Raw genomic sequence first — 13,417 nt, forward strand, 5'->3', positions numbered from 1 at the left:
GGATTGAGCATGAGCACCATTGGGACGCTTTTCGCGAACGACATCAATAGGAAAATCGAGGAGGTCATCAAGGTCGATCAGATCGATGCCGAGATTCTGCGGTCGGAAATTGAGGAGTATGTCGTCACCGATGCGATTCAGACGCATTACGTCGACATTCTTGAGCAATACCAAGCGGCACCCCAGAAGCCGACCGACAGCATCGGCATCTGGATCTCAGGCTTTTTCGGATCGGGCAAGTCGAGCTTCGCCAAGAATCTCGGGCTCGCGATCGGAAACAGGGAGATCGGGGCCAACCGCGCTGCTGACCTTTTCTCGAAGCGGGTTACGGACAACCGCCTGAAGGTCGTTCTCAAGACGATCAACGAGAATATACCGACACACTCGGTCATCTTCGACGTCTCGACCGACCGTGGCATCCGCACGGGCAACCAGATGCTGACCGAGATCATGTATCGGCTGTTCCTCGAGAGCCTTGGATACGCCAAGGACCTCGACCTGGCGGAGTTAGAGATTGGGCTGGAGGAACAAGGGCGCCTCGCCGGCTTCGAGACTGCATATCGCGAAAAATATGGCAAGGAATGGTCCAAGGCGAAGGGCATGCTCGCCTTCGCCATAAACGAGGCTAGCGCGGTGCTTCATGTCTTGGAGCCCGCTACCTATCACGTCCCGGACAGCTGGGCGAAATCCCGCGCCAAGGCCGACATCACCGCCGGCCTGTTCGCCAGGCGCGTCGTGGACCTCATGAAGAGGCGCAGGCCAGGCCATTCGATGATCTTCGTCATCGACGAGGTTGGCCAGTTCGTCGCGCGTGACGTCCAGAAGATGCTCGACCTCCAGGCGATCGTGCAGCAGCTCGGCATCCACGGGCGCGGACGGCATTGGATCGCAGTCACGTCGCAGGAAAAGCTTAGCGAGCTCGTCGGCGGTCTCGACGACAAACGCATCGAGCTTGCCCGACTTATGGACCGTTTTCCTTCTCAGGTTCACCTCGAGCCGTCGGACATCTCCGAGGTCACAAGCCGGCGCGTGCTGTCCAAGAGCGCGAACGCTGAGGCGACCCTGGGCAAAATCTTCGACGATCATCGTGGGCGGTTCGCCCAGGCGACGAAGGTCACTGCCGACATCAGCCTCCCGGAATTGACGCGGCAGCGGTTCGTAGATCTCTACCCTTTGCTGCCTTACCAGATCGACTTGATTATCCAGATCGTATCCGGGCTTCGCACCCAAGGCGGCGCCAGCAAGCACGTCGGCGGCGCCAATCGGACCATCATAAAGCTGGCGCAGCAGCTGCTCATCCATCAGTCGATCGACATCGCGAGCCAGCCCGTCGGCAACCTGGTGCGCCTCGACCAGGTTTACGACCTCGTGGAGGGCAACATCGCGTCCGACATTCGGGCGAAGATCTCGGCCATCCCCGACCGCGTCCCCGATGTCAGGCTGGCCCAAGCCGTTGCCAAAGTGATTTGCCTGCTTCAATTCGTGAAGAGCGTCCACCGGACTGCGGAAAACATCGCGGCCACGCTGCATCCCTCTGTCACCGGCGATGCCGAGTTGGCGGCTGTCAAGGACGCCCTGAAGGCGTTGGAGACGGCGTTGGTCATCCGCATGGGCGATGGCGGCTATCGCATCCCCACGCCCGCCGAGGACGATTGGGAGCAGCGGCGCACCGCCATCGCCGGAAGTCGCTCAAGCGACAACAAGTGGATCGCGGACACGATCGCCGGGTTCTGGGCGCCGGCCCCGACATACAGCCTGCATGACACGAAGCCGTTCAAGGCGGGCTTGATCGTCGCCGGCAACGAACTCGCCAAGGGCGACATCGCTTTCAATCTCCAGATCGCCGGAGATGCAGACGAGTCGGCGAAGATGTCCGCCGAGGCCCGCATTCGCAGCCAGGCCGAGGCCGGTACCGTGTTTTGGGTGGCGACGCTGACGGGGGACATCCGCAGGGAGCTGCTGGAAGCCCATCGATCGTCCCAGATGGTGACGAACCACGGGCACGGACCGACCACCGTGGACGAGAGCACCCTCATCACGGAAGAAAAGGCTCGCCTGAGGCGCCATACGGACCAGTTGAAGGTCTACCTCAAGATCGCGTGCCTTTCGGGCGCGATCTACTTCCGCGGCAATGACCGGAGCCCCGGGTCCGCGGCCGACGTGGCCAAGGCCGCGGTGGAGGTCATGAAGGCCATCCTCCCCGACGTCTACGACCGCTTCCGCGAAGCCTCGGCCAAGCGCGCCGATCTCCAGAAGGGCCTGGAAGTCCTGCTCGCCGCCGAGAACCTCAACGGGCTTCCCGCGGTGTTCAACGAGCTGAAGCTGATCAAGACTGAGAACGGGCGGACCGTCTTCGAGGCTGATCGCTCGCCACTCTCCGAGATCCTCGGGCAGATCGAGGAAAAGGCGGGCTACGGGGAAAACGCCCTCGGCCGGCTGCTTGAGGAAGCGTTCGGGCGTGCGCCGTTCGGTTGGGATTTCGACGCCGTGCGCCTCTTAACGTTGTCGCTGCTTAGGGCCGGCAAAATCGAGGCCCAGCACAAGGGCCAGGGCATCGACGACGCTACGAGCGTGGCCGCACGCGACGCCTTCATGAACAACTCGCATTTTCGGGCGACGACGTTCCGGCCCAAGAAAGGTGTCGACTTCATCGAGATCGCGCACGCCGCCGAGAACTACAAGACGACCTTCGGCGAGGAGATCAAGGAACTCTCCGAGACCGTCGTCGCCAAGGCGATCCAGGCGGCGATCACGCGTTCGGAGGACAGGGTGCTGGCCGTCCTCGGGCGCCTGCGGGAATCCAGCCTGCCTGGACGCGAGAAGGTCGAGCAAGCTTCGGACCAGATGAAGGCGATCCGGCGCGGCAGCGAGACCAACGCGATCCTGGACTTCAACGCCTCGCACGCCGCTATCCGGGAGGCGATCCAGCATGCGGGCGAGGTAGACAAGGTTCTCGACGACGCTCGGGTCGCCATGCTCGCGAGGGCAAGGGAGAGCCTGCGCGTGCGGTGGCCGCTGCTGGTCGACGAAGCCGATCTCGGTGAAGGCTTGATCGGACAGGGCAACACGCTCCGCGACCTGTTGGAGCGCGAAACCTTCTACCGGGAAATGCACCGCATCGAGCAGATATCCGGTGAGATCGACGACGAATATCGCCGGCGCTACGACAAGGCCCTCGATGGACGCGTCACGGCTTATGTCTCGGCCCTCGAACGAGTCTCGCATCGCGCAGAATGGCCACGGTTGACGCCAGCGCAGCAGGACGAGATCGCGGGCCCCCTGCGTCTTCGTGCCGATCGCACCTTCAATAACCAGACGATCCACCATCTTCGGTCGGAAGCCGACGCCTGCGAGGGAAGGCTGCGTGCCGCCATCAACAAGATGCACCAGATCCTTGAGGGCGAGCGTTTGGCCACCGTGCATGTCGCCAACTTCTTTCAGGACGGAATCGAGACCGTGGAACAGCTCGACCAGACCCTTGCAGGCATTCGCGAGGAGGTCACCCGCCTCATCGGTGCCGGCAAGAAGGTCGTGGCGACCTGGAGCGTGTGATGGAGAAGGACACCCGCAACCTGCTCCAGGGTGCGACGCAGCGCGCAAGGACCCTGGTGACGCAGGACATTTACGAGCAGCTTCAAGGGACTTACGACGTGATGCCCGATGGCGTGATCGCGTCCGAGCCAGGCATCCACCTGACCGAACGCCAGCGCCTCCTCCGCCCCCGGATCGTGGCCGCGATCCAGCACAAGCAGGCCGCGGGGATGAAGCCCGCCGACGCGGTCAAGGACTACGTCCGCGATGCCGCGTTCACGACGTTCAACCGCTACGCCGCCCTCAAGCTTCTGGAGGCCCGCAACCTCGTCCTGGAGTGCGTGACCCGCGGTGACCAGTCCAGCGGCTACCTGGAGTTCACGGGGCTTCTCCCGGGGATCAGGCTGCTGCCTGACGGCGAAGGGTATCGCCTGTATCTTGAATCCGTCTTCGACGAGCTGTCCACCGAGGTGAAGGTTCTGTTCGACCGGCGTGATCCTGCATCGGCCCTATGGCCGAAGCGAGCAACGTTCGAGACGCTGCTCGACATCCTGAACGCTCCCGAGCTGGCCAGCGTCTGGTTCGAGGACGAGACGATCGGTTGGGTCTACCAGTATTTCAACTCCACCGACGAACGCCGGAAGATGCGCGACGAGTCCCAGGCTCCGCGCAATAGCCGCGAACTGGCGATCCGGAACCAGTTCTTCACCCCTCGATACGTCGTCGAGTTCCTGGTCGACAACACGCTGGGCCGGCTGTGGTTCAACTGGACGGGGGCCCAAACGAGCCTGCGGGATCGGTGCCAGTACCTTCTGGCCAAGCCGGACGAGAAGCCCGAGCCGGCAGGCAGCCTGCGTGATCCGCGCACGATCAAGATGCTCGATCCCGCATGCGGCTCGATGCACTTCGGGCTCTACGCCTTCGACCTGTTCTACGAGATCTATCAAGAGGCGTGGGCCTGGGAGCAGACCCATGGTGCCGGATCGCTCGACCGAGTCACTGGCGGTCACGCCGGTCTGAAGCCGCTCGCCGACACCTATGCAGACATCGACGCCTTCCTGCGCGAAGTCCCGCGGCTGATCATCGAGAACAACATCTATGGCGTGGACATCGACCCCCGGGCGGCACAGATCGCGTCCCTTGCCCTTTGGCTGCGGGCCCAGCGCGCCTGGCATGAGGGGAATGTCAGGGCTCAGGATCGCCCGCGCATCTTGCGCGGTCATGTCGTTGCAGCGGTGCCGCCGCCGGCAGAACTCGATCTTCGCAAGAGCTTCATGGCCGGGCTCGACGAATTGGATGCCCAGCTGTTCGAGAAGACCCTGTTCCTGCTGAAGGGACTGCCCGAGCTGGGGGTGCTCCTGCGAGTCGAGCAGGAATTGCCGAAGCTAATACAGCAGGTTTTCAAAGGTCACGGCGGGATATTTGCAGAACAGGACATGTTGCACTGGCAGAAGGCTGAATCTCGTCTGCGAGAAGCATTGACGAATATGTACAAAGAAGCACGATCAACATACAAAGGCAGACTCTTCGCAGATGACGCGCTTCAAGGGTTGAAAATTGTCGATATCGTCCACGAAGTCTTCGACGTGGTAGTGATGAATCCGCCGTTCGGCGATGCAAGCTCTGGCGCTAAAGATTATGTTTTTAAGGAATATAATAGCTCGAAGTCAGACTTGGCGACAATGTTTGTTGAAAGATCTGTAGAAATAATTCGACCTGGAGGACGTTTAGGCGCAATTACATCGCGCACTTGTTTCTTCTTGTCAACCTACAGAGATTGGAGGCAAAATGTTATTCTGAATCACACAAGTCCAGATATTTTCGTCGATCTGGGCCTAGGTGTAATGGATGATGCTATGGTTGAGGCGGCGGCTTATGTTCTTGAGGTTAATCAATGACAATCTTCGTTAGAGCTCTCCAGGCAACCGATAAATCATCAGTATTGAGCGACGCCGTCAATTGCGTCAGGGAAGGTGTCACATCCAAGATTGTTTTTGACGTAGATCCCGCTTCTTTTCACAAAATTCCAGGTTCTCCATTTGCCTATTGGGTAAGTGAAGCATTGAGGGATCTGTTTTCAATTCTTCCTCCGTTTGAGGCCGAAGATCGTATGGCCCGCGCAGGACTACAGTCTTCAGATGACTTCCGGTTCTTAAGAACTAACTGGGAGGTACCTTTGATAAATCAAAAATGGATTCATTTTGCCAAAGGCGGTAAGTTCTCTCCGTTTTATGCTGACGTAAACATGAAAATAAACTGGAAGGACGACGGTAATGAAATAAAGGCTTGGGCCGGCTCTCTTTATAACGGCAGCCATTGGTCGAGAATAATCAAAAATACACACCTGTATTTCAAACCTGGTATGTTTCAGACCCTGCGAGCTGACCAGTTAGCACCTCACATCACACCCTCCGGCTGCATATTCAGCGACAATGGAACTCAAGCCTTCAGCGATATGCATAATATGCTGTCACTGACCGCTATACTAAACTCTTCTGGCGCAGATTTTTTGCACAAATTGTTGCTGGGAAGAAATGGGTTTGGACTATATAGGAATGGAACGTTAGCGAAGCTTCCCATCCCCGATTTTAACGAGCATTCCGATAGTTTGTCGCGTTGCTCTAAGAATTGTTGGTCTCTCAAACGAAAAATTGACGAAATTGAAGAGACATCCAACGCGTTCGTGCTTCCCCTCATACTGCGACGCCGCTTTGATAAGTATGATCTGCGTTCCACGGAATTAGATATATCCCTCAATATGGCCGAAATCGATGAAATCGTATTCAGGTTGTATGGATTTGATACTTTAGACATCGCGTCTGCTCATGGCGATCGTGGTGGGAGCAACAAAGAGAGCTTGGAAGGTATAGAGGACGCTGCTGACGGCAACCACGAAGAGGACGTAAGTCCACGGGACGAATGCCACTCTCTGCTTAGCTGGACAGTCGGGGTGGCGTTTGGTCGTTTCGATTGGCGTCTAGCTACTGCCGAACGGATAATATCGCCTGAGCCGAGTCCCTTTGATCCGCTTCCTGCAAGAAGTGTCGGAATGCTTCCCGATGGCCTGGAGCCATTTCATCATCACGCGGGCTTCCTTGTTGACGATCCTGGGCATCCGTATGACTTGGGTCGTATCATTGAGGAAGTCTTGCAGCGAGTAGATGCACATATCCCACTATCTGTTCAACACTGGCTACAACGAGACTTTTTTCCAGCACACCTGAAGCAATATACAAGGAGTAAGCGTAAGGCGCCGATTTACTGGCAAATTTCGACTGCCTCGGGGAACTATAGCATTTGGCTTTATGCGCCTGCCGTGACTAAGGACACGTTCTTCCGGCTAAAGCAGGATATTTTGGAGCAGAAAATCATCAGTGATGAGCGAGCACTTGCGGCACTATTGCAGGGTGGCAATGAGCTTTCGAGCCGCGACCGCAAGTCCATAGAAAACCAGCAGAAGCTAGTTGAGGAGCTAAAGCAGTTAACCGATGAGGTGAAGCGGGTCGCCCCATTGTGGAACCCTAACCTCGACGACGGTACCGTTCTAACGATGGCTCCGCTGTGGCGAATGGTTGGCAATCACAAACCATGGCAGAAGGAGTTGCGAGCCAGATGGGGTGAACTTCAACTGGGCAAGCACGATTGGTCCCGTCAGGCCATGCATCTTTGGCCGGAGCGCGTGGTCCCTAAATGTGCCGAGGACCGTAGCATCGCGATCGCGCACGACCTCGAAGACGTGTTCTGGTTCAAGTCCGAGGCCGGTAAATGGGCAAAGCGTGATGTGCCATCGCATGCGGTGAGCGACATCGTGCGGGAGCGCAGCAGCGACGCCGTGAAGGAAGCACTGAAGGCGCTCCTCGAAGCTCCCGAGCCAACGGCTGGAAGCCGCTTGCGGAGCAAGGCATGATCGGAAATACCGTGCATCCTCTTCATGACTACATCGCGACCCAGATCGCCCACCACCTCAAGAGCAGCACGGTTGTCGTGCTCTACGATCGCAATGGCGATCTGAAACCGTTCTTCGGCGAGACTGGCGCCGATCCCAGCATCGGCGGCCGGCTCGACAAAGTCCGCTTCGGCGAGGTGCCGGCCAACTTCACGGCCTTCGCGGGATCGTTCCTGGAGACGAGGCTGGCCATTGAGGACGTGACCGGGGGCGACGATCCCGAGCGAACCCTCGTCTATGTCTCGGGCACGGTCTGGGACGAGCAGGGCTCGTTGTTGATGGAAGTCGAAAAGGCCGGCTACGTCTATCGGCCCGTGTTGAAGCAGATGGCTCGGATCGTGTTGAAGCAGCGCTTCAACGATGTCCAGATCGACGAGATCCTCAAGTCCGACGCCGTCGGGTACGACGACCTGGCCAAGGTCGCATCCGCCAGCGCCGACGGGGAGAATGCCTCCATCCTTCGCGGCATCTTCGACAACACCTCCGACGCGATCGCCATCATCGTTCGGTGGCTGCGCGGCGATCACGCCGATCAGGCCATCCAGGACAAGGGCGCCGTTCCCGAGCTTCGCAAGCTTCTTGCCGTACGTCTCGGCTTGACCCTGCCCGACGATACCAGCCTGCCTAGGTTGAGGTCGGTCGCGCAGCGGCACGTGCTGGGCAGCGAGTTCCTGCTCGATACCACGTCGGCCGCCATCACCTTGCCGGGCGTATCCGCGCCAACCACGCGAGATCAGATTGAAGCCGTGCGCGCCGTCGCCGAGAGGCTCAGGCGGGACGACGCTGACGCCTACGAGGACATCGCAAACCTCGTCCAGGGAGCGCTCGGGATCGACGACCTCGGAATCGACGGTGACGCTTTCGGCTCCATCGACACCTTCAAGATCGAAGAGTTCCTGGTCGTCGGACATTGCTTCAGGCTCATCGCGGCCCGTCGCTTCGCCGATGCACGCGCTATCATCGAGGAGCGTCATGGCAGCTTTTGGATCGAGCGCTCCCAGGAGCGCAGTGCCGTCTGGCAGGCGTGCCGCCTGATGACCGACCTGGGGCTGGTCGCGAGCGAGGTGCAGAGCACGATCGCAAAGGCGAACGGCACGGTGAAGATCTGGGTCGATCGCTATACCGACGCCAATGGCTGGCACCGGATCGACAGAGCGCAACGCGAACTCGAAACGGTCGTCCAGAGCTGCGAGGAGCATATCGACGAGCAGGCGTTGGGGATCGTTCGCCAAGTCTATGAGGAGACCGCGGCGCGGATGGCGGAAGGCTTCGTCAAGGCCCTTGCGAAGGCCGACTGGGCCGTGCCGGGCGCCACACCCCAGAGCCGGGTCTATGCGGAATCCGTCGCCGGCAGCCCCAAGCCGGTGGCCTACATCCTCGTCGACGCGATGCGCTACGAGATGGGTGTTGAACTGTCCGCTCGTATCGCGAAAGTCGCGACCGAGCAGAAGCTGCGATACGCCGTGGCCAGCTTGCCGAGCATCACCCCCGTATGCATGGCGGCGCTTCAGCCTGGTGCGGCGGCGTCCTTCTCCGTCGTCGAGCGGAACGGGAAACTGGGCGCCGAGGTGGACGGCACCTTCCTACCCGACCTGAAGGCGCGCCAGCTTTTCGCGAAGGGCCGGCTGCCTGGCTCCATCGACCTCACGCTGGACAACGTGCTTCAGGGCACGACGAAGGCGTTGGCCAGCAAGATCGCCGGCGCGTCGGTGATCATGGTCCGCTCCCAGGAGATCGACGAGGCTGGCGAAGGCGCGACCTCGTATGCTCGCCGGATGATGGCTGGCGTCATCGAGGATCTGGCGCGGTGTCTGACAAAGCTCGCGGGCGCCGGCGTGGAGCATGCCGTCATCGTGGCCGATCACGGCCACCTTTTCTTCGCCCATGATCGCGACGAGAGCATGCGCATCGACGCACCAGGCGGGGCACAGGTCGGCCTACACAGAAGATGCTGGGTGGGCCGCGGAGGTGCAACCCCTCCCGGAGCCGTTCGGGTGTCGGCTTCCAAGCTTGGCTACCAGTCCGACCTCGATCTTGTCCTTCCGGTCGGAACTGGCGTCTTCAGGGCTGGAGGCGACCTTGCCTATCATCATGGCGGTGCAAGCTTGCAAGAACTGATCATCCCTGTTCTCACCGTGCGTTTGAAGGCCGACAAATCCGGCACCAACACCAAGAATCAGGTCGAGGTCCAGCACGATGCCGCCATCACCAACCGCATCTTCACGGTCCGGGTGTCCCTCGGAACCACCCTGTTCTCCGTCGAGCGACCAATTCGCGTGGTGGCGGTCCATGCGGGACGCCAGGTAGCAACAATCGGAATGGCGGACATGCCCAGAGAGGCCGACGGAACCATCAGGTTGGAGCCTAAAAAGACCGTCTCTGTAGGCTTCCTGCTAACTGACGAGGAAGCCAAGATGCTGACTGTGCAGGTTCTCGACGGTAATACCGACGCGATCCTCTACCAGTCCAAGGACCTACCGGTCCGGCTGGGAGTTTGAATATGGCCGACTTCACGCCCCTAGCTCGCGACGGGCTCGACGATAAGGCAAATCGGCTGTTTGCCGGCAAGGTCGTGCGCAAGGACTTGGTCCGCAAGGTGAAGACTGGTGCGAACGTACCTGTCTTCGTTCTGGAGTTCCTTCTAGGGAAGTACTGCGCGTCATCCGACGAAATGGCCATCCAGATGGGCCTTGGAGTCGTCAACGATACGCTGGCCAACAATTACATCCGCGCCGACGAGTCGATGAAGGCACAGAGCAAGGTCAAGGAAAAAGGCCGTTGGACGTTCATCGACAAGGTCAAGGTCCGGCTGGTGGACTCTGACTATTGGGCCGAGCTGAGCAATTTCGGGAACAAGTTCGTCCGCATTCCCTCGGAATACGTCCGGGACTACGAACGTCTGCTGACGGGCGGAATCTGGGCCCAGGTCGAGATGAAGTTCGAATACGACGAGGACAACAAGGGCAAGAATCCCTTCAAGATCGACAAACTCAACCCGATCCAGATCGCGGCTTTCGATCTCGCCGAGTATCAGCGGATGAGAGCAGATTTCACGACCGACGAGTGGATCGATCTGATCCTGCGAAGCATGGGTTACGAACCCAGCGAAATGCCGCGTCGCCTCAAGATGCTTTTTTTGACTCGTCTCGTGCCCCTTGCCGAGCGGAACTACAATCTCGTCGAGCTCGGCCCCCGTGGAACCGGCAAGAGCTACGTGACCCAGGAGGTCTCGCCCTATACCGCGCTGATGACGGGCCCAACCACGGTGGCTAACCTGTTCGGCCACATGGGAGGGAAGTCGAAGGGGCTGGTTCAGATCTGGGACGTTGTCGGCTTCGACGAGGTGGCCGATCTCGAGAAGATGCCGAAGGAGGTCATCACCACGATGAAGACCTATTGCGAGTCCGGCACCTATCAGCGCGGCCAGGAAGCAGCCTCCGGCGACGCCAGCATCGCGATGTACGGAAATACCAATCAACCGATCGACGTCATGGTGCAGACGGGGCACCTGTTCGAGCCGATGCCGAGGGTCATTCGCGACGACATGGCGTTCATCGACCGACTTCACTTCTATCTCCCGGGCTGGGAGATTCCGAAGATGCGGAACGATCTCTTCACCGATCACTACGGCTTCGTGGTCGACTACCTCGCTGAAGCGCTCCGGGATCTCCGCCGACACAACTTCACCGAGATCGTGGATCGCCATTTCGCGATGGGCTCGCACCTCGTCACGCGTGATCGCAAGGCCGTCAAGAAGACGGTATCCGGATTGATGAAGATCATCCACCCGCACGGAGAGGCTTCCAAAGAGGAGATCGCGGAGCTGCTGGAGTTCGCGATGGAAGGTCGCCGGCGGGTGAAGGAGCAGCTGAAGAAGATGGGCTCCTTCGAGTACTACCAGACGTCCTTCAGCTACACGGACATCGAATCCGGCGAGGAGCGTTTCGTCGGTGTTCCGGAGCAAGGCGGCCGAAACATGATCTCGTCCGACCCGCTCGCTCCAGGCAGCGTCTACAGCGCATCCGTGGGAATGGACGGCGCAGTGGGAATGTACAGGATCGAGGTATCGCTCTCGACGGGATCGGGGAAACTGAAGATGGCCGGTGGGATCAACGGCGCCACCAAAGAGTCGATCAATCGCGCCTTCAGCTACATGCTCACCCGGAAGGGCGAGCTTTCGATCGCCAGGGAGATGGACGAGTCCGATCTGCATGTCGAGGTCATCGATCTCATGCACAACCGAGCGGAAGGCGAAATCGGATTGGCGTTCTTCGTTGCCGCGTTTTCTGCTTTGAAGAAAGCGCCGGCCATTGCGGCAACTCTGATCATGGGCGACCTCAGCGTACAGGGAAACATCAAGGGAGTCCGGTCTCTCGTCGAGCCGCTCCAGGTCGGCATGGACAACGGGGCGAAACGTGCGCTCGTCCCTATAGAAAACAAGCGAAGCTTCCTCGAAGTCACCGCTGACGTCATGGAGCACATCGATCCCGTTTTCTTTGGCGATCCCAAGACTGCTGCCTTGAAGGCGCTCGGACTGAACTGATGGAGGTTGGTGTAGGGCAAGATGGTATCTCATCCGCAGCGAGAGAGATCCTATCGTCCAAGGCAAGCTCCATGGACATCTCGACGAGACCCTCGGATCTGCGCGCCAAATTCCGGACGTCTTTGTACGCAGACCCTGTGGATGCGGTGTTCAAGGCGATGGGTATCGACTGAAGAGGAACGATCGTCGGCGTCCGGCGAGCAGGGAGGAAAATTGTGGCAAAACCCTTCGAGACCTATTCGATGGTGGAGGTCGAAAGTTATCTACCGGCCAAGACCGGCGGGCTGCACGGCAAGGTGCATATCCGTCCCTGCCCCGGTCAGGGATACCCAGCCGACATGCATGTCGAATGTGCGAGAAAGCTTCGTACGGATTATCCGGTTGGCACCCGTTTCAGACTGAAGGCGAAACTGACGGATCGGCTGGGCGAAGGCGAGTTTCTGTACAGCAGTTTCAGCTGGAGCTTCGAGGTCCTCGGATAGCCGGAGAGCGTTCGACACGAAGCAGTGTCCTTTCCTGACGACGACGCTCGTCAGTGACTCGAACTCCCGATGTTGACTATCACTTCGCTCTGTTCACATATTGTTCTCCGACCTGCAGCCGCGAGATCGGCTTCATGAACCATTTTCAGGTCCGAGACAATTTGGGAGATGGTCTTAACCATACCTCAGCGGCTGTGCCGTATGGTGGCGTCATCAGGAGCACGAACATGTGGAGCACGACCTTCAGCAATGATCCCCTCACCCTTGCGCGCATGCGTACCGGCTCGGACAAATCCGTAGCCGCGATGGTGACGTCGGTCTGCTGATCCGTTCCGCGACTTCCCGCTCGACGAACCGCCGGCGCCCATAGCCCGGCCGCTTCGAACAGCCGGATCGTCTTCTCATCCAGAGAGTGAAGCCGCCTGGTAGTGCGAAGCCATCGGCTCGCATCGCGCAGCTCGGCGCCGCATGACGACAGACCGTCGGGCACCCTGCCCGCGGTAACTGCTCCGAGCATCCAGCGGAAAGATACACCACGCCCCTCGCGGGGCGGCGCCCTCTTGCGCCGTCAACTCGCGACCTTCCGTTTCAGAACCGACCCGGCTCCGCCGTCCCATCCTTGAAACGCCCGACGTCGGCACCTTTGCCGGCGATCGGTTCCTCATGTCCGAACCACAGGAGACAATCATGCGCATTCGTCATTCTGGTGCCCTGGAACTCATACGCCGACGTCTCGTCGATGTTGCCGGTCGCTCCTGCGGCGACCAACCCGCCCGGGAGGGCGGCATGGCCGGCGGATCGGGATGCCGAAAAGTGTAGTTGATCCCCTCTGGCACCAGCGTCGCGCCGTTCCGTTGATCCGCCCGTCGGTCGCGTCCCGTTTTCCGGCACCTCGGAAGCGCGGTTCGCGAACGG

At 59.5% G+C, this 13,417-nt stretch carries 6 protein-coding genes; all 6 read left to right on the forward strand.

The window, feature by feature from the left end:
• Nucleotides 1-9 precede the first annotated feature (9 nt).
• The 6 genes from brxC (at nucleotide 10) to ASG43_RS13470 (ending at nucleotide 12,502) form a co-directional block, all read left to right on the forward strand.
• Nucleotides 10-3,552, forward strand: coding sequence for a BREX system P-loop protein BrxC (gene brxC / locus ASG43_RS13440; protein ID WP_056505736.1), 3,543 nt, complete (start codon nucleotides 10-12; stop codon nucleotides 3,550-3,552).
• Nucleotides 3,552-5,429 (forward strand): N-6 DNA methylase, encoded by a 1,878-nt coding sequence (locus ASG43_RS13445; protein ID WP_056505739.1) that lies wholly within the window; start codon nucleotides 3,552-3,554, stop codon nucleotides 5,427-5,429. The genes brxC and ASG43_RS13445 overlap by 1 nt, the downstream gene beginning before the upstream one ends.
• Nucleotides 5,426-7,438 carry a type II restriction endonuclease subunit M gene (locus tag ASG43_RS22830; RefSeq protein ID WP_156386690.1) on the forward strand — a complete coding sequence of 671 codons (2,013 nt, stop codon included), beginning with the start codon at nucleotides 5,426-5,428 and terminating at the stop codon, nucleotides 7,436-7,438. The genes ASG43_RS13445 and ASG43_RS22830 overlap by 4 nt, the downstream gene beginning before the upstream one ends.
• Nucleotides 7,435-9,975 carry a PglZ domain-containing protein gene (locus ASG43_RS13460; RefSeq protein WP_056505745.1) on the forward strand — a complete coding sequence of 847 codons (2,541 nt, stop codon included), beginning with the start codon at nucleotides 7,435-7,437 and terminating at the stop codon, nucleotides 9,973-9,975. Before ASG43_RS22830 ends, ASG43_RS13460 begins: the two co-directional genes overlap by 4 nt.
• A gap of 2 nt (nucleotides 9,976-9,977) precedes the next feature.
• On the forward strand, nucleotides 9,978-12,020 hold the full coding sequence (gene brxL, locus ASG43_RS13465; RefSeq protein WP_056505746.1) for a protease Lon-related BREX system protein BrxL: 2,043 nt from the start codon (nucleotides 9,978-9,980) through the stop codon (nucleotides 12,018-12,020).
• Nucleotides 12,021-12,235: 215 nt separating this feature from the next.
• Nucleotides 12,236-12,502 carry a hypothetical protein gene (locus ASG43_RS13470; RefSeq protein WP_056505749.1) on the forward strand — a complete coding sequence of 89 codons (267 nt, stop codon included), beginning with the start codon at nucleotides 12,236-12,238 and terminating at the stop codon, nucleotides 12,500-12,502.
• Nucleotides 12,503-13,417: the final 915 nt, after the last annotated feature.

The sequence above is a fragment of the Aureimonas sp. Leaf454 genome (assembly GCF_001424685.1).
In the GTDB taxonomy this organism is placed as follows: Bacteria; Pseudomonadota; Alphaproteobacteria; order Rhizobiales; family Rhizobiaceae; genus Plantimonas.